Origin of the sequence: Aeromonas sp. FDAARGOS 1417, from assembly GCF_019046985.1 — a bacterium.
Lineage (GTDB): Bacteria > Pseudomonadota > Gammaproteobacteria > Enterobacterales > Aeromonadaceae > Aeromonas > Aeromonas veronii.
On record NZ_CP077221.1, the window covers coordinates 698,630 to 719,686 of the forward strand.

18 protein-coding genes are annotated in these 21,057 nt (G+C 60.0%); 12 read left to right on the plus strand and 6 right to left on the minus strand.

From position 1 onward, the window contains the following. Positions 1 to 120: 120 nt before the first annotated feature. The 12 genes from potA to I6L47_RS03200 all read left to right on the plus strand — a co-directional run bounded on the left by potA (position 121) and on the right by I6L47_RS03200 (position 12,051). Positions 121 to 1,224, plus strand: a complete 1,104-nt coding sequence (potA, locus tag I6L47_RS03145; RefSeq protein WP_201989421.1) for a spermidine/putrescine ABC transporter ATP-binding protein PotA — start codon at positions 121 to 123, stop codon at positions 1,222 to 1,224. Further along, the gene (potB, locus tag I6L47_RS03150) at positions 1,211 to 2,098 is read left to right on the plus strand and encodes a spermidine/putrescine ABC transporter permease PotB (protein WP_069554837.1); all 888 of its coding nucleotides are present in this window, start codon (positions 1,211 to 1,213) and stop codon (positions 2,096 to 2,098) included. Before potA ends, potB begins: the two co-directional genes overlap by 14 nt. Then, positions 2,095 to 2,865 carry a spermidine/putrescine ABC transporter permease PotC gene (gene potC / locus I6L47_RS03155; protein ID WP_216948635.1) on the plus strand — a complete coding sequence of 257 codons (771 nt, stop codon included), beginning with the start codon at positions 2,095 to 2,097 and terminating at the stop codon, positions 2,863 to 2,865. The genes potB and potC overlap by 4 nt, the downstream gene beginning before the upstream one ends. Positions 2,866 to 2,946: 81 nt before the next feature. Continuing rightward, positions 2,947 to 4,014 carry an extracellular solute-binding protein gene (locus I6L47_RS03160; RefSeq protein ID WP_005345409.1) on the plus strand — a complete coding sequence of 356 codons (1,068 nt, stop codon included), beginning with the start codon at positions 2,947 to 2,949 and terminating at the stop codon, positions 4,012 to 4,014. A gap of 397 nt (positions 4,015 to 4,411) precedes the next feature. Continuing rightward, positions 4,412 to 4,942 carry a hypothetical protein gene (locus tag I6L47_RS03165; RefSeq protein ID WP_216948636.1) on the plus strand — a complete coding sequence of 177 codons (531 nt, stop codon included), beginning with the start codon at positions 4,412 to 4,414 and terminating at the stop codon, positions 4,940 to 4,942. Positions 4,943 to 5,298: 356 nt separating this feature from the next. Then, positions 5,299 to 5,916 (plus strand): glutathione S-transferase family protein, encoded by a 618-nt coding sequence (locus tag I6L47_RS03170; RefSeq protein WP_216948637.1) that lies wholly within the window; start codon positions 5,299 to 5,301, stop codon positions 5,914 to 5,916. A gap of 233 nt (positions 5,917 to 6,149) precedes the next feature. Next, positions 6,150 to 6,569 carry a D-ribose pyranase gene (rbsD, locus tag I6L47_RS03175; RefSeq protein WP_058052594.1) on the plus strand — a complete coding sequence of 140 codons (420 nt, stop codon included), beginning with the start codon at positions 6,150 to 6,152 and terminating at the stop codon, positions 6,567 to 6,569. Positions 6,570 to 6,605: 36 nt separating this feature from the next. Beyond that, positions 6,606 to 8,135 carry a ribose ABC transporter ATP-binding protein RbsA gene (rbsA, locus tag I6L47_RS03180; RefSeq protein ID WP_216948638.1) on the plus strand — a complete coding sequence of 510 codons (1,530 nt, stop codon included), beginning with the start codon at positions 6,606 to 6,608 and terminating at the stop codon, positions 8,133 to 8,135. Next, a complete protein-coding gene (gene rbsC / locus I6L47_RS03185) occupies positions 8,132 to 9,100 on the plus strand; it encodes a ribose ABC transporter permease (RefSeq protein WP_005336670.1) in 969 nt (322 codons plus the stop codon). Before rbsA ends, rbsC begins: the two co-directional genes overlap by 4 nt. A 30-nt stretch (positions 9,101 to 9,130) precedes the next feature. Then, positions 9,131 to 10,006, plus strand: a complete 876-nt coding sequence (gene rbsB / locus I6L47_RS03190) for a ribose ABC transporter substrate-binding protein RbsB (protein ID WP_005336672.1) — start codon at positions 9,131 to 9,133, stop codon at positions 10,004 to 10,006. Between the two features lie 108 nt (positions 10,007 to 10,114). After that, the gene (rbsK, locus tag I6L47_RS03195) at positions 10,115 to 11,047 is read left to right on the plus strand and encodes a ribokinase (RefSeq protein ID WP_216948639.1); all 933 of its coding nucleotides are present in this window, start codon (positions 10,115 to 10,117) and stop codon (positions 11,045 to 11,047) included. Next, the gene (locus tag I6L47_RS03200; protein ID WP_216948640.1) at positions 11,047 to 12,051 is read left to right on the plus strand and encodes a substrate-binding domain-containing protein; all 1,005 of its coding nucleotides are present in this window, start codon (positions 11,047 to 11,049) and stop codon (positions 12,049 to 12,051) included. The genes rbsK and I6L47_RS03200 overlap by 1 nt, the downstream gene beginning before the upstream one ends. An 86-nt stretch (positions 12,052 to 12,137) precedes the next feature. Here I6L47_RS03200 and I6L47_RS03205 read toward each other — a convergent pair whose 3' ends face one another. From I6L47_RS03205 to I6L47_RS03230, 6 genes are all read right to left on the minus strand, one after another. Continuing rightward, a complete protein-coding gene (locus I6L47_RS03205) occupies positions 12,138 to 13,787 on the minus strand; it encodes a diguanylate cyclase (protein ID WP_216948641.1) in 1,650 nt (549 codons plus the stop codon). Beyond that, positions 13,787 to 14,263 carry a hypothetical protein gene (locus I6L47_RS03210; RefSeq protein ID WP_216948642.1) on the minus strand — a complete coding sequence of 159 codons (477 nt, stop codon included), beginning with the start codon at positions 14,261 to 14,263 and terminating at the stop codon, positions 13,787 to 13,789. Before I6L47_RS03210 ends, I6L47_RS03205 begins: the two co-directional genes overlap by 1 nt. Positions 14,264 to 14,354: 91 nt before the next feature. Further along, entirely contained in the window at positions 14,355 to 15,128 is a 774-nt protein-coding gene (gene cobB / locus I6L47_RS03215) for a Sir2 family NAD+-dependent deacetylase (RefSeq protein ID WP_216948643.1), read from the minus strand. 60 nt (positions 15,129 to 15,188) lie between these two features. Continuing rightward, positions 15,189 to 15,830: a GNAT family N-acetyltransferase gene (locus tag I6L47_RS03220; protein WP_216948644.1), complete on the minus strand. Its 642-nt coding sequence runs from the start codon at positions 15,828 to 15,830 to the stop codon at positions 15,189 to 15,191. 3 nt (positions 15,831 to 15,833) lie between these two features. Continuing rightward, positions 15,834 to 17,078: a response regulator gene (locus I6L47_RS03225; protein ID WP_216948645.1), complete on the minus strand. Its 1,245-nt coding sequence runs from the start codon at positions 17,076 to 17,078 to the stop codon at positions 15,834 to 15,836. Then, entirely contained in the window at positions 17,065 to 21,054 is a 3,990-nt protein-coding gene (locus tag I6L47_RS03230) for a transporter substrate-binding domain-containing protein (protein ID WP_216948646.1), read from the minus strand. Before I6L47_RS03230 ends, I6L47_RS03225 begins: the two co-directional genes overlap by 14 nt. Between the last annotated feature and the right edge of the window lie 3 nt (positions 21,055 to 21,057).

Consider the following 21,057-nt stretch of genomic DNA (forward strand, 5'->3'; position numbering starts at 1 on the left):
CCGTTTTTCCTGCGCACTTGCGGCTAATTCGGGCCAAAAAGCCTTTAATTTCATGTGTCGGCTGCATAGAATGCGGCCCTCTTTCAACACGATGGCCACTGGCTGGGGTGAGACTGGCGGATGATGAACAATCCACAGGTAATTGTCGCGCTGAACAAGATCAGCAAAAAATACGATGGCAAGGTGATCCTGAGTGACCTTGACCTTGAAATCTATGACGGTGAATTTCTTACCCTGCTGGGCCCTTCCGGCTGTGGCAAGACCACCCTGCTGCGCCTGCTGGCCGGGCTCGAATCGGTCGATGGTGGCTCCATCCATCTGGCCGGTGACGAGATCACCCATATCCCCGCCGAACACAGGCACATCAACACCGTGTTCCAGAGCTATGCGCTCTTCCCCCATATGACGGTGTTTGAAAACGTCGCCTTTGGCCTCGAGATGCAGAAAGTACCGGCCAGCGAGATCCGCCAGCGGGTCGAGGAGACCCTCGCCATGGTGCAGCTCACCGAGCTGGCCAACCGCCGCCCGGATCAGCTCTCCGGCGGTCAGCAACAACGGGTCGCCATTGCCCGCGCCGTGGTCAACAAGCCACGCCTGCTGCTACTCGACGAATCCCTCTCGGCGCTCGACTACAAGCTGCGCAAGCAGATGCAGAGCGAGCTCAAGGCGCTGCAGCGTCGCCTTGGCATCACCTTTGTCTTCGTTACCCATGATCAGGAAGAGGCGCTCACCATGTCTGATCGCATCCTGGTGATGGAGGGGGGCAAGATCATCCAGCGCGGCACCCCGCGCGATATCTACGAATCGCCAGCAAACCTGTTCGTGGCCCGCTTTATCGGCGAGATCAACGTGATGGATGGCAAGCTGATCAGCCAGCGCGAGCCCGGAATCTGGCAAGCGGAGGTAGAGGGGCGCGAATGCCTGCTCCATACCGCCTTGCCGTTCCAGCCAGACGACAAGGTGCTGGTGCTGCTGCGCCCGGAAGATCTGCGCATTCTCGATCAGGATGACGATCAAAGTGGCGCGCTGCGGGGCAATATCCGCGAGCGTAACTACAAGGGGGCGACGCTGGATTCGGTGATCGAACTCGAAAGTGGCAAACAGCTGCTTATCTCCGAGTTCTTCGACGAAGATGACCCCGACTTTGACTATCGCCTGGGTCAGGAGGTGGCGATCCACTGGGTCGACAGTTGGGAGGTGGTGCTGCCCTATGAGCCTCACTAATCTGCGGGTACCGCACAGCTTTGCCCACAACGGCTTTCGCAACGGGGCCATTGCGCTGATCCTGGGCTGGCTGACGCTGTTTGTCTTCCTGCCCAACCTGATGATCATCGGCGTCAGCTTCCTGACCCGTGATGAGTCCGAGCTTATCGCGCCGCTCTTTACCCTGAGCAACTATGGCCGCCTGCTGGACCCGCTCTATTTTGAGGTGCTGCTCCACTCCCTCTGGCTGGCGCTGCTCGCTACAAGCATCTGCCTGCTGGTGGGTTACCCCTTTGCCTGGCTGCTGGCCCATCTGCCAGCGCGTGTCCGCCCGCTGCTGCTGTTTCTGGTGGTGGTGCCGTTCTGGACCAACTCCCTCATTCGTACCTATGCCCTGAAAGTGCTGCTCGGCACCCGGGGGCTGATCAATGGCTGGCTGCTGGATCTGGGGCTTATCGAGCGACCGCTGCAGATGATGTATACCGAGGTGGCCGTCATCATCGGGCTGGTCTATGTGCTGCTCCCCTTTATGGTGCTGCCGCTCTACTCCAGCATCGAGAAGCTGGATGGCCGTTTGCTGGAGGCGGCGCGAGATCTCGGCGCCAACGGCTGGCAGCGGCTGGTACGGATCATTCTGCCCCTCACCCTGCCCGGCATCATCGCCGGTTGTCTGCTGGTGTTCCTGCCCGCCATGGGGATGTTCTACGTCTCCGACTTGCTGGGGGGCGCCAAACACCTGCTGATCGGCAACCTGATCAAGACCCAGTTCCTCAACAGCCGTGACTGGCCCTTTGGCGCCGCCATCAGCGTGATGCTGACGGTGCTGATGGCGCTGTTAGTCTACTGCTACTGGCGGGCGGGCAAGCTGCTCAGCAAGAAGGGGGAGCTGGCATGATGCGCGCACTGAAAGCTCTGTTTCTGCTGCTGGTGTTTGGCTATCTCTATGTGCCCATCGGGGTGCTGATCGCCAACTCCTTCAACCTGTCGAAATATGGTATCGACTGGCGCGGCTTTACCCTGGGCTGGTATGAGAAGCTGTTTGCCAGCGCCAGCCTGATGCAGGCGGCCCAGCACTCCCTGACCATCGCCGCCCTCACCGCCACCGCAGCCACCCTGATCGGCACCCTCACCGCCGTGGCGCTGTTTCGCTATCGCTTTCGCGGCAAGCAATACGTGAGCGGCATGCTGTTTGTGGTGATGATGTCCCCCGATATCGTGATGGCCATTTCGCTGCTGACCCTGTTTGTGGTGACCGGCATTGCGCTGGGCTTCTGGTCGCTGATGATCGCCCACATCACCTTCTGTCTGCCGTTCGTGGTGATCACCGTCTACTCGCGGCTGTGCGGTTTTGATGTGCGGATGCTGGAGGCAGCGCGGGACCTGGGGGCTGGCGAGTGGATCATCCTGCGCCGCATCATATTGCCGCTGGCGCTGCCGGCGGTGATGGCGGGCTGGCTGCTCTCCTTTACCCTGTCGCTGGACGACGTGGTGGTGAGCTCCTTTGTGACCGGCCCGGCCTACGAGATCCTGCCGCTCAAGATCTACTCCATGGTCAAGGTGGGGGTCTCCCCCGAGGTCAACGCCCTGGCCACCCTGATGCTGGTCGCCTCCCTCGGGATGGTGCTGCTGGCGCAACTGTTACTGCGTAAACGGCAGGGTTGACCCTGCCCGTTTCGTCCCCGCCACCTTTGGCGAACTCTGTCACGGTGGGCCGCAAGGCCCCATAACCCCAAGGAGTTGTTGATGACAATCCAACACAAGGCCGGCGCCCTGCTGGCAGCCGCCCTCACCCTCACCACCCCGCTGCTGAGCCAGAGCGCTCACGCGGCCGATGACAAGGTGGTCTACTTCTACAACTGGTCGGAATATGTGCCGGACGGCCTGCTGGAACAGTTCCAGCAAGAGACCGGCATCAAGGTGATCTACTCCACCTACGAATCCAACGAGACCCTCTACGCCAAACTGAAAACCCATGGCGACGGCTATGACGTGGTCGTGCCCAGCACCTACTTCATCTCGAAAATGGCCAAAGAGGGAATGCTGCAGCCGCTGGATCGCGCCCAACTGCCCAACTTCAAGCACCTCGACCCTACCCTGCTCAACCACGAGTACGACCCGGACAACCGCTACTCCATCCCCTATATCTGGGGCGCAACCGGGATCGGCACCAACACCGATATCATCGAACAGCCGGTTACCAGCTGGAAGCAGCTCTGGGCACCGGAGTGGAAAGAGAGCCTGCTGCTGATGGACGATGCCCGCGAGGTGTTCCATATCGCGCTTGTGCAGCTGGGTTACAGCCCCAACACCCAGGACAAGGCGCAAATTGCCGAAGCGTTCGAATACCTGAAAAAGCTGATGCCCAACGTCAAGGCGTTCAACTCCGACAACCCGGCCGACCCCTTTATCGCCGGTGAGGTCAATATCGGTATGCTGTGGAACGGCTCGGCCTACGGTGCCCAGCGCGAATACCCCTCCATCCAGATGACCTACCCCGAAGAAGGTGCCGTGCTCTGGATGGACAACCTTGCCATCCCGGCCAAGGCCAAGCATGTGAAAGAGGCCCACGCCCTGATCAACTTCCTGATGCGCCCCGATGTGGCCGCCAAGGTGGCCGAGGCAATCGGCTACCCCACCCCGGTCAAGGATGCCATTCCCCTGCTCACCCCGGCGTTTCGCAATAACCCCATGGTCTTCCCGAGCGACGAGATCAAGCGCAAAGGCGAGTTCCAGTCCGATGTGGGTGATGCCTCCCGCCTCTACGAGCAGTACTTCCTGCAGCTGAAAGCCATGGTGGCCAAAGCCGGTTAAGTCGGCGGTTAATCCACCCTTATGGGCTTAATGAATAAAGGGGGCAATATTTGCCCCCTTCTCTTTTTAACCACCTGTACAATTTCTCCGCTCAACAATCGTTGACACAGGGAAGTACGGGACGTTGGTTAACTTCAAAACTTGTTAAGCTAGCCCACAACCCTTGTAGCCCTACCTGCCAGCCTGCTTCAGAGCAAATTTGAAGGGATAGCTGCGGTGGATATGGGCCATTCCGATCAGATTCAGAGTTGCCCCATTGAGTAGATATGGGCAAAATAGGTGCATTTATGAGGAATGGCGTGGAAGTGTTTTCGAAACCGCGAACGTCCTATTACGCTTCGATAATCGAACCTACGGCCCTGACCTCTATTAATTGTGAGTATATTATTGAGGATATATGAATATTGACAAATTAGTTTTATCTAGTGAAGGTCAAGAATTTTTATTATCTATTTCACCTGACTGGCCAATGATTATCACTACGGGATTAATTGGTATTGGAAGTATATTTACATCTATTGTAGTGGGGCGTATAAGTAAACAAAATCAACAGTCACAAAATCTAGCCAAAAAAGCTGAGTTGCGCCAAGTATGGATCACAGAGCTAAGAGACTATATTTCTCAATTTGTAAGTTTGGCAGCAACAATTAGAGTTAGACGCAATATAGACAGTCACTTCTCATCTAGTGATGATTTTTACGAATATCATACACAGTTAATTGCATCAAGAACCCGTATACATCTAATGCTCGATGCTAACAAAGAGTACACTAAAATTATCAAGGCATTAATTCTTGACCTTTATAAAGAAGCAGTTACGGATGATGGTGTTATAGAAAATGTTGGCGCATACCTAAAGGCTCTTGAAGAACAGTCTCAAATAGTGCTAGAAAAAGCATGGTCAGATATTAAATCAGAACTAACATAATATTCAGATGCATAAAAATGAACAGTCAACTAGTAATGTACTCACTCACACGATAGTATCGTATAAAAATACACTATTATTTACACATTTAAGAGTCATTGCATTTAAAAGAGTATTAATCCCTTAAATTGTTGATTAGAACAATAAATCTTATAGCCTTGACTGATAGGCTCAAGGTATTGAGAACAACAAGACGGCCAGAGTCGATTAATTCTGCGCTTTTTCATTACCCCTTAGGGGTGTAGATTGGTTGGGGGCAAACGTTGCCCCCTCTCTTTTTTCATGACTGCCCGTAGTGCTCCGCGAAGCAATCTTTCGCCGATATCGCGGGTGGCCTGAGCCAATCAGGAGTATTCATGTCCGATCTGACCCTCTATTTCGCTCCCGGCACCTGTGCCATGGCCGTGCAGATTGCCCTGCTGGAAGCGAATGCCCTGTTTCAACCCCGTCTCGTCAACCTCGCCGCAGGGGAGCAGCGTGACCCTGCGTATCTTGCCATCAACCCCAAAGGGCGGGTGCCTGCCCTGATCACCGAGCAGGGCACCCTGACCGAGACCCCGGCCCTGCTGCTCTATGTGGCGCAGCGCTTCCCCGCAGCCAAGCTGGCGCCGCTGGACAACCCGTTCCTGCTGGCCCGCATGCAGGAGGTCAACAGCTTCCTCGCCTCCACCGTGCATGTCTCCCACGCCCACGGTCGCCGTGGTAGCCGCTGGGCCGATGACGAGCAGGCCATTGCCGCCATGCAGCAGAAAGTCGCCAGCAATATGCGCGATGGCTTTGCCCAGATTGAGCAGCACTATCTGGCCGGTCCCTGGGTACTGGGCGAGCAGTTCAGCGTGGCGGACATCTATCTGTTCGTGGTCGCGGGCTGGCTGAAAAGCGATGGGGTCGAGATCAGTGAATTCCCCAAGGTTGCCGATCATTATCAGCGCATGCTGAGCCGTCCGGCGGTCGCCAAGGCACTGGCCAACTAACCATAAAATCAATAGTTCGATAAATAACAAGGGTGTCAGGGCTCTGCTGACACCCTTCCGGCCTCCTCCCCTGCACTTCTTCTCCCGCCTTTGAGATCGTTTTCACATTTCCGTGGTTTTGCCGTGGCCCTTCCCCGGTAAAAAGCCTATCTTTGCGCCATGACGCAACCGGTTGCGTAACCGGTTGCCTAGCGGTTCACAGATTGACGGGCCAAGGCCTGATGAGGTGCTGTATGAAACGAGGCGTACTGCTCAATGCTCCCCTGAGTGCTCTGGTGGCACAGATGGGCCACACCGACGAGATCACCGTCTGCGATGCAGGCTTGCCCATTCCGGCAGGTCCGGAGCGGATCGATCTGGCGCTGATGGCGGGGACACCCAGTCTTGAAACCGTACTGACCGCCCTGCTCACCGATCTGGTGGTGGAGAAGGTGATCATGGCGAGCGAGATCAAGCAGATCAGCCCCGCCGCCCATCAGGCGCTGGTCGATCAGCTTGAAGCCCACGCAGCCGCCCAGGGCAAGCCTATCGCCATCGAATACTGCCTGCATGAGGAGTTCAAAACCCGCTCCCGTCAGAGCAAGGCCATCGTGCGCAGCGGCGAGGTGACTCCCTACGCCAACCTGATCCTCTGCGCCGGTGTGGCGTTCTGACACTCTTCAAAGAAGGCCTCTTCAAGGAAGCTGCAAATGAGCACAACCTCCCCCCTATCACCCATTCTGGAGCTGACCGGGATCGTCAAGACCTTCCCCGGTGTGCGCGCCCTCGACGAAGCGGGTCTGCGGGTCTATCCGGGCCAGGTGATGGCCCTGCTCGGTGAAAATGGCGCCGGCAAATCCACCCTGATGAAGGTGCTGACCGGCATCTATCAGGCCGATGCGGGCAGCGTCAGCTACCGCGGCCAGCCGGTCCACTTCAAGGGCCCCCGCGACTCTCAGGATCAGGGGATCAGCATCATCCATCAGGAGCTGAACCTGCTGCCGGAGTTGTCGATTGCCGCCAACATCTTCCTCGGTCGCGAACCGCGCACCCGTTTTGGCAGCATCAACCACAAACAGCTTCGCAAGCGGGCAAGCGGCCTGCTGGCGCGACTTGGCGTCAAGCATGGCCCAGATACCCGGCTCGGGGATCTCTCCATCGGCGAACAGCAGATGGTGGAGATTGCCAAGGCGCTGTCGTTCGATGCCAGCGTCATCATCATGGACGAACCCACCGATGCGCTGACCGATACCGAGACAGAGCAGCTGTTCAAGGTTATCCGCGAGCTGCGTGAGCAAGGTTGCGGCATCGTCTATATCTCCCACCGCCTCAAGGAGATCTTCGAGATCTGCGATCGGGTCACAGTACTGCGCGATGGCAAGTGGATCGGCGAGAAGGCGGTGAGCGACCTGGATGAAGACAAGATCATCGAGATGATGGTGGGTCGCCGGCTGGAAGAGCAGTATCCGCGTCTTGAGCGCGAGCTTGGCCCCGTCAGCCTGCAGGTGAAAGATCTGGCCGGTCCCGGCGTGCGCGGGGTGAATTTCTCCCTGCGTCAGGGGGAAATTCTGGGCTTTAGCGGCCTGATGGGCTCCGGCCGTACCGAGCTGATGAAGCTTATCTATGGCGCCAACCCCATCAGCGCCGGTGAAGTGGCAGTGGACGGTCATGCTCTGGTGCCCAAAAGCCCGGCCGACGGGTTGGCCGCAGGCATCGCCTATATCTCCGAAGATCGCAAGGGGGATGGGCTGGTGCTGGAGCTGTCGGTGCGCGAAAACATGAGTCTGTGCGCCCTCGACGAGTTCATCAGCAACGGCAAGATTGACGGCAAGGCCGAACGGCAGGCGGTGAGCGACTATGTGCGTCTGTTCAACATCAAGACCCCGAGTCAGGATCAGCTGATCAAGCTGCTCTCCGGCGGCAACCAGCAGAAGGTGGCCATCGCCAAGGGACTGCTGACCCGGCCCAAGGTACTGATCCTCGACGAGCCGACCCGCGGCGTCGACGTGGGGGCGAAAAAGGAAATTTATCAGCTGATCAACCAGTTCAAGAAGGAGGGGATGAGCATCATTCTGGTCTCCTCCGAGATGCCGGAAGTGCTCGGCATGAGTGATCGCATCATGGTGATGCACGAAGGGCGCATCAGCGCAGAGTTCAACACCCGCGATGCCAATCAGGAGAAGCTGATGGCGGCGGCAGTCGGTAAACAGTGGCAAGCAGAGCAAGAGGCATCCCAATGACAACCCAAACCCTTTCCCGCCGTGGCGTCATGAGCAAGGCGTGGTGGATCGAGAACAAATCCCTGGTCGCGCTGCTGGTCCTGATTGGTGTGGTCTCCTTTCTGAGCCCCAACTTCTTCACCGCCGACAACCTGCTCAACATCCTGCGACAGACCTCGGTCAACGCCATCATGGCGGTCGGCATGACGCTGGTTATCCTCACCGCCGGTATCGATCTGTCGGTCGGCTCGGTACTGGCCCTGTGCGGCGCGCTGGCCGCGACCATGGTCGCCATGGAGCTGCCGATCTGGCTGGTGGTGCCCCTCACTCTGGGTGCCGGTGCTCTGCTTGGCGGCGTCAGCGGCCTCATCATTGCCAAGGGCAAGGTACAGGCATTTATCGCCACCCTGGTCACCATGACCGCTCTGCGCGGCATCACCATGGTCTATACCGAGGGTCGCCCCATCTCCACCGGTTTCAGTGACGGCGCCGATCACTTCGCCTGGCTCGGTACCGGTTACCTGTTCGGTCTGCCGGTGCCCATCTGGCTGATGGCCATCGTCTTCCTGCTCGCCTGGTTCATGCTCAACCACACCCGTCTCGGTCGCTACATCTACGCGCTGGGTGGCAACGAATCTGCTACCCGCCTCTCCGGCATCAATGTGGATCGGGTGAAGCTGGCGGTGTATGGTCTGTGCGGCGCGCTCTCGGCACTGGCAGGGCTTATCGTTACCTCTCGCCTCTCCTCTGCCCAGCCGACAGCGGGCATGGGTTACGAGCTGGATGCCATCGCCGCGGTGGTGCTGGGTGGTACCAGCCTGATGGGCGGCAAGGGCCGTATCATGGGTACCCTGATCGGTGCCTTGATCATCGGCTTCCTGAACAACGCCCTCAACCTGCTCGACGTATCCTCCTATTACCAGATGATCGCCAAGGCCAGCGTGATCTTGCTTGCCGTGATGATCGATAACAAAAGCAATCGTTGATAAGACAAGCCACACACAAGGAATGAAATGATGAAAAAGCTCAATACCCTGCTCGCTGCCGCCATCATGTCCGTGCTGGGCACCGCCCATGCCGCCGATCAAACCCTGGCAATGGTGGTTTCCACCCTCAATAACCCCTTCTTCGTCACCATGAAAGAGGGTGCCGAAGCCAAAGCCAAGGAGCTTGGCTACGAGCTGGTGGTACTGGACTCCCAGAATGACCCGGCCAAAGAGCTCTCCAACATGGAAGATCTCACCGTACGCAAGGTCGGTGCCATTCTGATCAACCCCACCGACTCCGAAGCGGTGGGCAACGCCATTCGTCTGGCCAACCGCGCCAGCATTCCGGTACTGACCCTGGACCGCGGCGCTGCGCAGGGTGAGGTCAAGGCCCACATTGCCTCCGACAACGTGGCGGGCGGCAAGCTGGCCGGTGACTTTATCACCGAGAAACTGGGTACCGGTGCCAAGGTGATCCAGCTGGAAGGGATTGCCGGTACCTCCGCCGCCCGCGACCGTGGCGAAGGTTTTGCCCTGGCCGTGGCGGCCAACAAGCTGCAGGTACTGGCTTCCCAGCCTGCCGACTTTGACCGCACCAAGGGTCTGAACGTCATGGAAAACCTGCTGGCGGCCCATCCGACCGTACAGGCTGTGTTCGCCCAGAACGACGAGATGGCGCTGGGTGCCATCCGCGCGGTGCAGGCTGCCGGGAAAGAGGTAATGATCGTCGGCTTCGACGGCACTGACGATGGCAAAGCCGCCGTAGCCAAGGGTAAACTGGCCGCCACCGTGGCCCAGCAACCTGCCCTGATTGGTGCCATCGGCGTCGAGACTGCCGACAAGGTGCTCAAAGGTCAGCCGGTAGAGAAATCCATCCCGGTACCGCTGCAAGTAGTCAGCAAGTAAGTTCTCGAGGGGAGGTTCGCCTCCCCTTTTCCCTCTCGTTCAGGTGCCTCCCGGCTTGGGCTCACGCCATCACAGTGTTCAAGCCAAGATGCATCAGGAGTAGTCAACATGAATCGTCTCGTCGTTCTGGGCAGTGTCAATGCAGACCATGTGCTGCGCGTTCCCCACTTTCCTCGCCCGGGTGAAACCCTGACCGGCCACAGCTATCAGGTGGTCCCCGGTGGCAAGGGGGCTAATCAGGCGGTTGCGGCCGCCCGCCTTGGCGCCCCCGTCTCCTTTATCGCCCGCATCGGTGATGACGCCATCGGCCACCAGATGAAAACCGGCTTTGCCAAAGATGGCATCGACGTCAGCGCCGTCGAACTCGATCCCAAGCTCCCGACCGGTATCGCCATCATCTATGTGAGCGATGAGGGGGAGAACAGCATAGGTATCTCCGCCGAGGCGAACGGTGCCATCACCCCTGCGGTGGTGCAGTGCCACGAAGCGATGATCGCCGACGCCCACACCCTGCTGTTGCAGCTGGAAGTACCGCTCGAGAGCGTCCATGAAGCTGCACGCCTGGCTCGCGCCAACGGCACCCGGGTGGTGCTCAACCCCGCCCCTGCCCGCCCGCTCTCAAGCGAACTGCTGGCGCTGGTCGACCTTATCACCCCCAACCAGACTGAAGCCGAGTTGTTGACCGGCGTCAAAGTCACCGATGAAGCGAGCGCCCGCGAGGCGGCCGCCCGCTTCCACCAGATGGGCATTGCGGATGTGATGATCACCCTGGGGTCGCAGGGGGTCTATTGCAGCAACGCACAGCAGCAACAACTCATCCCGGGCTTTCGGGTCAAGGCGGTGGATACCACAGCCGCGGGCGATACCTTCAACGGCGCCCTGCTGGCGGCGGAACTGGCGGGTGCCGATTTCCACAGCGCGGTGCGCTTTGCCCACGGGGCGGCGGCGCTCTCCGTCACCCGCTTCGGCGCCCAGAGCTCCATCCCGAGCAAGCAGGAGGTCGACTCCTTCCTGCTTGAGCAGACTGCGCAGGGGCACTGATGGCCAATATCAAGGAGGTGGCGGCGCTGGCGGGGGTCTCCACCACAACCGTCTCCCACGTCATCAACGAGACCCGTTTCGTGGCCGAGGAGACCCGCGAGCGGGTCTTTGCGGCCATGCGCGAGCTCAACTATGCCCCGAGTCTGGTGGCCCGCAGCCTCAAGGTGAAGGAGACCAACAGTATCGGCATGCTGGTCACCACCTCCAGCAACCCCTTCTTTGCCGAAGTGGTGCGCGGGGTGGAGCGTTACTGCTTCGAGCAGGGCTACAACCTGATGCTGGGCAACACCGAAGGTCAGGCGGAAACCGCTCTCTCCTACCTCAAGATGATGCTGCGCAAGCGGGTCGATGGCCTGCTCATCATGTGTAGCGAAGGCCAACAAGAGGTGTTCAACCAGCTCGACTGGCTCAAGAGCCTGCCGGTGGTGGTGATGGATTGGGGGCTGGTCAGCGAAGATGTGGATCTTATCGCCGACAACTCCTTCCACGGCGGTTATCTCGCAACCCGCCATCTGATTGAGCTGGGCCATACCGCCATCGGCTGCATCACAGGCCCCCACAGCCGCGCCCCCGCCAACCAGCGCCAAGCTGGCTTTGAGCAGGCGTTGCAGGAGGCAGGTCTTACGCTCAATCAAGGGTGGATCCAGGAGGGTGATTTTGACTGCGCCAGCGGCCATCAGGCGATGACTCGTCTGCTAGCATTGCCCGAGCGTCCCACCGCCCTCTTTGTCTGTAACGACATGATGGCTATGGGGGCCATCAGTGCCGCCCATCAGGCGGGGCTGGTGATCCCGAGGGATATCTCCATCGTCGGCTATGACAATGTGGCGCTGGCCGAATTTATGTCGCCGCCGCTCACCACCGTCAACCAGCCCAAAGAGGAGCTGGGACGCCTCGCCGTCACCCGCCTGCTGGCGCGGATCAACGGCGAAGCGGTGGAGAATCACCTGATCACTGTCGACCCGGACCTGGTGATCAGACAATCTTGCGCGCCCCGCCCCTGATTTTCAGGGGAAACAAAAGAACAAGGCGACCCCAAGGTCGCCTTGTTTCATTCTGTCTCTTACCGGTGCAATACCGCTTTTTGCCCTCAGGCCAGCGACCTTGTCTCCCTGGCCGCCAGCACTTGCAGTGGCACCAGCCCCAATCGTCTGGCCAGAGGTTGCAGCAACTCGCCATCTTCATCACCCTGCGGCAGCCAGTAGCGGACAGGCCAGCCGGCTGCCAGCTGCGCCGCGGTGGTACTGCCAATCTCTCTGAGCGCCAGAGTACAACCCTGCTGGCGCAATCCCGCCAGCAAGACACCATCCGGCTGCAGCATCGGCACCAGCAACACCAGCGGCGTGCGGGAAGACCCCGGCAGATAGGCCAGTAGATGGGTCAGTTGGGCCTGGTTGTCGAGCGGGACCAGCAGTGCTCGACCATCGGCATACTGCGCCTCGTGCGTTTGCAGCACCCGGGCCAACACGGGCCCCAGCACACCGCACTCCTGCAGCCAGCGCATGTGGCAGGGTACTCCCTGCTCACGCCACTCAAGCGCCAATTGCCACATGTCGTTGCCCTGCCCATCCGTCAGCGCCTGCAATGCCACTCGCAGCGGTGCAGGCTCGCGCCCCGCCAGCCACTCTCGCAGCTGATGAAGCTGCTGCTGACTCAACTGCAACTGCTGCAGCATGGCGGGCTCAAACCAGCTGATCGCCCCCTCCTGGCTACGCTTGGCCTGGTTGAGGGCCAGGATGGCCTGATCCAGCAGCCGGGCGGCATCCTGTTGCTGCGCCTTGGCGACCCCGAGCCGACAGGCCAGATCGAAGCTGCACTCCCGGGTCACGAACTCGAAATGGAGCAGATCCACCAGCTCATGAATGGCGGTTTCCAGCGCATCATCTGCCTTGGTCAGCACCACGGCAAATTCGTCACCACCGAGCCGGTAAGCGTGGCTGCCATGGGCCTGTTGCAGCTTGTTGGCCACCATCTGCAACAACCGATCACCGACCTGATAACCCAGCAGATCATTGACCTGCTTGAAGCGCTTGAGATCGAGCACCACCAGGGCGCTCACATCATCGGCATGCAGAGCGCGAGAGAGCTGCTCCTGCAGGGCACGGCGGTTGCCAAGCTGGGTCAGGGGATCGAGCAGGGCAAGCCGACGGTTCGCCAGATTGGCGCGAATAAGGGCTGCGACCAGAGCGCCACCGGTCAGCAACAGGATCAGTTGCCAGATCTGCAGCCAGAACAGGCTGTTGCGGATCTGGCTGACCGAATGCTCCCGCTCCTGGCCGGAGAGGATCTGATCCCCTATCTGTTCGACGAGACGGGTCTGGCTGGCGATCGCCTCCTGCAAGCGGGCAAGCTCAACCCCCTCGCGCAGCGCACCAGCCTCCATCTGGGGTTCGAGCTGCTTGATCTGCTCGAACAGGGTGGCCAGCACCTTGCCGAGCCCGTGCCGCTGGCGCATCTCGGCGGTCTCGCTGCTGATGAGGAAGATGTCGAGCCGGTTCCACAGCAGATCGTAATCAAGGCTCAGGGTCTCCATCGACAGTCTGCCAGCCCGATAGAGCTGCAGATCGTAGAGGAAACGCTGGGATTCGAGCATTACCTGGCTGATGTTCCAGTGGACATTGCGGTAGAAAGTGTCGACCAGCTGCTCCTGCCGATACTGCAGATAGAGGCTGCTGCCCGACGAGAGCAGGAACAGCAGCGACACCGCAACCAACAGCAGATTTTGGCGGGATAGCCCCATCAATCGATGATCTCGATGCGGGTCACCTGCCACACCATGCAGTTGTGAATGGCTGGCACGTCCAGCTTGGGATAGGTGGTGAACGGGATGAGCAGCCAGAGCGGTCCCTTGTTGCGCCGGGTCAGCGGTTTGCCGTCCTCCTGACGCACCAGGGTCAGCGGCACGCCGTCGAACAGGGCCAGATCCACCACCTGCTGATAGCCGTTGAGGGCCGAGACGGCGATCTTGCGGGCACCCGGGATCCCTTGCGCCGCCAGCACGGCTGACAGGGTCGGCCCGCGATAGTGGTGGGCGCCCTGAGTCCAGGGGGTAGTCGTAGTGAATTCGGTCTGTGGCAAGGCGGAGAGAGCCGCCTCATCGAGGGTCACCTGCTGGCCATCTGGCAGTACCAGGGTCATCAGGGGGATGGAGGCCGATGCGCTGGCACTGGCCAGCATCAGGAGAAAAAAAGCGATCCATTGCTTTACTGCGGTCATGGTAATTTGCGCCAACTGCGTCCCATTTTTTAAATGGTTGCCAGTGTGGCGATTTCACCGAACCATTGCAACTGTCCCGTCGCACAGTCGCTCAGGGACCACGCATCTCCATCCAGTTGTGCCCCTCGACTTGCCTCGGTTGATGAATGCCGCACGCCTCCAGCAACTCATCGACATAGGCGGGCACCAGCAGGGAGGCTGGGCCATAGCGTTTTTCGTCAAACTGGCTGCCCACTTCGCTCGGCTCGAGATTGAGCTCGATGGTGTGCGCCCCGTTCAATCCCGCTTCATGGACAAACCCGGCGGCCGGATAGACAGCGCCAGAGGTGCCGATGGAGATAAAGAGATCGCACTGGGCAAGCGCGCTGTAGATGCGATCCAGCCCGAGCGGCATTTCGCCAAACCAGACCACATGGGGACGCATCGGCTGGGGAAACTGGCAGCAGGAGCAGAGCTCGTCCTGATGGAGATCACCGCGCCACTCGATCACCTGACCGGACTCGGGGCAGCGGGCCTTGAGCAGCTCGCCGTGCATATGGATAAGGTTCTTGCTGCCAGCGCTCTCGTGCAGATTGTCGATGTTCTGGGTGACCAGGGTGACTGTGCCGGGCAGCAGTCGCTCGAGGCGGGCCAGCGCATAGTGGGCCGGATTGGGATGAACCTGGGGCTGTTGCAGCTGTTTGCGGCGGGAGTTGTAAAAGCGCAGCACCAGTTCGGGATCCCGGGCATACCCATCGGGGGTCGCCACATCCTCGACCTTGTGCTCTTCCCACAAACCGTCGCAGGCACGAAAAGTCTTGATGCCGGATTCGGCAGAGATCCCCGCGCCGGTCAGGATCACGATATGTTTGTATGACTGCGCCATAAGCTGCTCCGTCTATCCCCGCACAATAAATGTGACCTTAGCACAGGGAAAAAAGTGTCACTATTCGCCCTTGGTCTTAAGCGGCACCGCTGGCGGTGCGGGCAACCAGGCATCCAGTACCGACAGATCCAGCCTGACAAAGACCATCTCCCGTCCGGTCACCAGGGTCAGCGGCAAGCCAAGGCGCTTGAGCAGGGTCAGCATGGGCCGGTTCTGGGCCAGCACTTCCGCCGTCCACTCCCGGATCCCGTCCACCCTGGCCAGCAGTGCCAGCGCCAGCAGAATCCGCCTCCCCGCCCCCTTGTGCTGAAAGTGATCCGCTACGATGCAAGAAAACTCCGCCCGATCGGGATGAAGGCGGCGGCGGATTGATTGCGCCTGAGCCAGCGGCTCACCAGCCAGATCGGTCAGTAGCAGCGAGATCTGTTGTTCGGGATGGTAATTGAGAAATTGGGCCACCTGTTCCGGTGGCGGCGTCCGTTTCGGACGCATAAAGCGCAGATAGATGCTCTCTTCACTCAATGCATCGTAAGCGGCCAGCATGCGGGCAGGCGCCACACCATGCAGCTCGCGCAGCAGGCAAGGCACCCCGGAGACCTCCATAGCCAGTGGCAGTGCGGCCCGGGAAACCGGATGAGGCCAGCCATCCAGCCCTTTGCCAAGGCGCTCCCGGTGCATGGGCCAGCAGAGGTAGCGCGGCATGGCTTACCAGCGCCCCGTCATACCGCGCTCTCGCCACACTTCGACGTCGAGCAGGTTGTAAGGATCATCCAGATAGACGGCGATCCCCAGCTCCCGAACCCGGGCCATAAAGCGTCCCAGCAGGGAGTCACCGGTCAAGGACTCCATCTCCGGCAAGATCCCCTGCCCCAGCAGCAAGGCTTGCAGCGGCAAACGCTCCAGCAGATCGAATGGCAGATGCTGGCTGTTATCGAGCAGCAGCGCCAGCTTGCTCCCCGCCAGACTGGCTTGCAGCACCAGCGCGAAGCGATCGGCATTGCCGAGCAGGTGGTCACGACGGTGGATCAGCAGGGTCAGTTCGGCTGGGGTGCGCGACTGCTCCGTCAGCCAATCCTTGAGCGCCTCCCAGCGGCTGGGCAAGCCTGTCACCGCCAGCCAGACCGGATGAGGGGTCGCGGGACTGGAGAGCAGCCCTAGCTGACCCTGCACCTCCCCCTGCCACCGGCGGATGGAGCGGCGCTGGCCGCTCAAGCGCTGCTGACGCAGCGGGCCCAGATAGAGTCGACGCAGCAACCTGAGCAGCTCGTCGCAATCAAGCGGCTTGGCCAGCGCCGCCAGAATATTGAAACCGGCATCGTGCAGCAGGCGGCGGGCACCGTCGATCAGCGTCTGCTCATGGGCCGAGAGCAGCACGATGGGCAGCCCGGCCTCCTGCAACTGGGGCTGGTTCATCAGCAGACTGATGGCATCTTGCTCCACCAGACTGAGATCGCACACCAGCAGGCTGATGTCGCCCGCCGACAATGCCGCAAGGCAGGCCGATTCATCCTGTACCCACTGACAGGGGAGCCCCAACCCGGCGATGGTCTGTTGCAGTTGCATCCCCTGAAACGGGTGATCCTCGAGCAGCAGCACCTTGTTAGCGGCCAGCCAGTTGCACCAGTTACGGTAACTGGCGGCAAGCCCCCCCAGCCAATCCTCGCCGATAGCGTAGATCCCCTCATGCTGCTGCAACTGGGGGAAGTAGTCCGCCTGCTGATGAGCGGCAGGGTCGTAAAGGGCAATGGCACCGGCCGCAAATAGCCCTTCCCACTGCCAGCAGGCATCCGGTCGGGTACGGTGCAGCGTGACATAGGAGGGCAATGTCATGGTGCTGGCCAACTCATGGGCGGTGCTGTCGAGGGCATAGAGCACAATGGGGCAAAATCCTGCCGCCTCATGCTCTTCCGAATCGAGCAACGCCAGTAATTCTTCATCAGTGATGATCATCTTGAGCCCTCTTTGAAAACTGCTGGCTGAACTCATCCAGTGCCCGGTTCAATCTGGCTTGCAGCATCGGATGGGGCGCCTGTTGCCACTCTTCAATGACCGCCACCAACGCAGTCGCCCCTACCATTCTGGCGGCCCCCTTCAACTTGTGTAAAGCAGCATTCACGCCAACTTCATCTTCTTCTGTGCTGCAGCGCTCAAGTTCGGCCAAATCATCACGGGTAGCCTTCAGATAAAGGGCGGCCAGTTCATCGGTCAGCAGCGAGGCAACCGGTGTCGGGGCGACAACATTGCTCCCCTCTTTGGCAATATGGCGCAGCAAGGTCGCCAGCTCCTTGAGGGCGACCGGCTTGTCCAGATGGCCATCGCAACCGCAGGATTGCAGCTCCCTTGCCGCCTGATCACTGAGATCTGCGGTGATCACATAGACCGGCAGACGGGCCCAACGAGCGGATTGGCGCAATTGCCTGCACAGCTCGGCCCCGTTCATCACCGGCATCTGCAGATCGGTCAGCACAAAATCCACCTCCTGCTGCGCCAGCATCTCCAGCGCCAGCTGCCCGTTGGCGGCAGTGATAACGCTGGCACCAAGTTGCCCCAGTTGCAGGCTGATCAGCTCGCGATTGACATCGTGATCTTCAACCAGCAGAACCCGCATGCCAAGCCCGGGCTGGGTGCCTGCGACCGGTTGATCCGGGGTCAGCCGTGGCTGCAGCAGGGTGATGATGGTCCCGGGCACCCAGGACTCCCCTTGCCAGGCCCAATAGTAGAGCCCCTTCTCGTCCACCTCCGCTTGCAGCGTATCAACGGCGTTGCTGACGGTGGCGATCCCCAAGCGACTGAGCCAGGGCGACAGCGCTTGCGCCTCATCATGGGGTAAAGAGAGTGCCAGCTGCCGCACATTGGGCAGCCAGTCCGGCTCCTGCTGCACCCGCTTCAGGGGCAGCTCGCAGTAGAAGCGGCTACCGCCACCAACACGCCCCTCGACATCGATAAGCCCACCCATCTGCTCGATCAGCTGCTTGCAGATCGCCAGACCAAGACCGGTGCCCGGCGCCCGCAGCTGGCCTTCAACGGCAAACTGCTCGAATGGCATAAAGAGCGTGGTGCGCATCTTGGCGGTGATCCCCGGTCCCTGATCATCCACACCAAAGCGCAAGGTCGATGCGACCACCTCGGCCCACAGCACCACTTCCCCACGCAGGCTGAACTTGATGGCATTGGAGAGCAGGTTGTGGAGCACTTGCCGTACCCGGTGAGGGTCGAGGGTCTGCAGGGCTGGCAGAGCCGGATCCAACTTAAGGCGCAGTTGCAATCCCTTGGCCCGCGCCTTGGTCCAGTGCACTGCCGCCACGTGCTCACACAGCTCGGCAAAATCGGTGGGTTGCGGCGAGAGGGAGAGTTTGCTGTTCTCGTTGCGGCTAAAGTCGAGCACATCGTTGAGCAGGCCGAGCAGCTCATCCCCCGCCTGACGCACCCGCGCCAGCGCAGAGTCTTGCTCTCTCGACAAAGGAGTGCTGGCCAGCCACTCCAGCAAGCCGAGCATGGCGTTCATCGGCGTGCGGATCTCGTGGCTGATGGCGGCCAGAAAGCGCCCCTTGGCCAGCACTGCCTGTTGCGCCTGCTCATGGGAGTGCTGCAATGCCTGATCCTGCTCGACCCTGGCAGTGGCATCCTGCATCACCGCATAAATTCGCCACCCCTGCGGCTGACTGCGGCCACGGCCATAGAGCTGCAACCAGCGCAGACCCTTGGTCGGATGGTGGTAGCGCATGGTGAATGCGAAGGGTTTGCCAGCCTGCAACATGGCGAACATCTCACGGCGTACCCGGCGGCGATCCTCGCGCTCCAGCATAATGAGCACCCGTTTGGGCTCACGACGGATCTGCTGACTCGCCAGCCCCAGCAGCTCGTAACAGCCCCGGCTGATAAACTCGATCCCCCCCACCCGTCCCCGCTCGAACATAAACTGCAGCACCACGCCGGGCACGGTATTGGTCAGGGCGCGCAGGCGGCGCTCTGCCTGACGCAGAAAACGGGCCTGCTCACGCAGCACACTGATATCCGACAGGGCGATGAGATCGGTGGCAGGTGCCTGCTTGTCCAGCCGCAGCGGATGCTGGGCATAGGCGAAGACCTGATCCCCCAGCACCAACTCCCCTTCACTCCTCTGAGGCTGTACCGGCGGCAACATCAACTGCTGCGAATAGCGCAGGGCCAGACGTCGCCCCTGTTTATTGGATTTGATCACCTTGCCCTGGCTATTGCGCAAATAGACGGGCACCGGCAACGCCTGAAACATGGTTTCCCGCAGCTCGCTCTCGATGGCCAGCGCCTTCTCGGCGGCGTGACGCTGGGCCACCTCCCGTGCCAGTTGCTGGCGGGAGCGCCAGATCCCGCCGATGACGATACCGCTGATCAGCAGTGCCATGGCGATGGAGCCAAACCAGGCGGCGTAGCTCACGCCAGGCTGCTGCACGACGAGCAAGCGGCGCCAGCGCTGGTTTAGTTCATCGATCTGGGTGCTGGTCAGTGCCATCAGGTTGCGATCCATCACCCCGGCCAGTTCGGTCTGACTCTTGTTGATGGCAAAGCCAAGGCTGAAGCGATCTTCCAGCTCCTCGATATCGAGCCCTTCCAGCAAGTTGGTACGCTGGGGATATTGCAGCTGGTATAGCTCGCTCAGCATGGCGTCAGCCTTGCCCTGTTTGATCGCTGCCAGCCCCTGCTCGATGCCGTCGGTGCGAAGCCACTCCTGATCACCGAGCAGGGCGAGCAAGGAGGGATCGTAGAGGGATTCCGGTACCAGAATACGCTGCCGCTTGAGTTGGGTAATGCGATCGGCAGCCAGCTTGCGCTTGCTGATCAAGGCAAACCGGTTGGTGGAGATCGTCCGGCTGAAAATGAACTGATCCGTCAATGCCGGGGATTCCGGCAAGCCGGCCATCATGTCTGCCTCACCACGGCGCAGCTTTTCTACGGCCTCCGCCTTGCTGGCGGCAAGCACTAGCTTGTATTTCAGCCCGGTCTCCTGGGTGACCCAGCGCAGCACATCCGCGCTCCACCCTTTCGCCTCCCCCAGATCATTGACGCCGCTATAGGGCATCAACTCGGGATTGACCACCAGGCGAATGGTGCGCCCGCGGCCGGATAACCAGGCCTGCTCGGTATCGCTGAAGTGGGGCTGGTTGACATATAGCGACCCCTGATCGAGATAACGGGCCAGATCGGTATAGATAGTACCGGCCGGCATATGACGGATCAGGGTGTCCACCAGATTGGCCAACTCCGGCTGATCACGCATCATCAAGCGATAGCTGATGATCCGATCCTCACCAAACAGGCGGCGCAGGCGCAAACCATCGGCAGGAAACTCGCGCATCAGATAGCGCAGTTGCAGATAGTCCCCCAGATAGGCATCACCCTTGCCACTTTGCAGCGCGTCGTAGACCTTCTCTCCGCTTTTTAGGGAAATAATGTGCGCCTGAGGATAGAGCTCGTGCAACAGGCGGGCAGAGTCTGCCACCGAGTAGACCAGAAAGCGGGCCTGTTTTAGATTTTCACCCTTGTAGAGGATGGCGGCATCGGTCTCCATCATCGGACGGCTTAACCGCATGCCCTCCACGGCCTTCTTGCGGGTTCCAACATAGGGAATGATGTCGCAGTCACCCTCTGCGAGCCCGTTGCGCAATGTCTGCCAATCGGGCAACTCTTTGAGCACAAGCGGAATCGGGAACAGCTCCTGCAACCGGGCGAGGCGATCCTTGAGCAGTCCCCCCTCGGTCATCAGGTATGGTGGAGGAAGCGTCGCAGGATAGCAGAGCGAGAGCTGACTCAGTGAATTTACATAAGCTTGGGTCGCCGGCGCCAACGGCAGCACTGTGGTCTGCAAAGGCTTGGCGTGCAATGGCAGTGCCAGTACGGCACCCAGAAGAAAAACGGGGAATTTGGTCATCTGAAAACAAAAGCCAGGCATCTG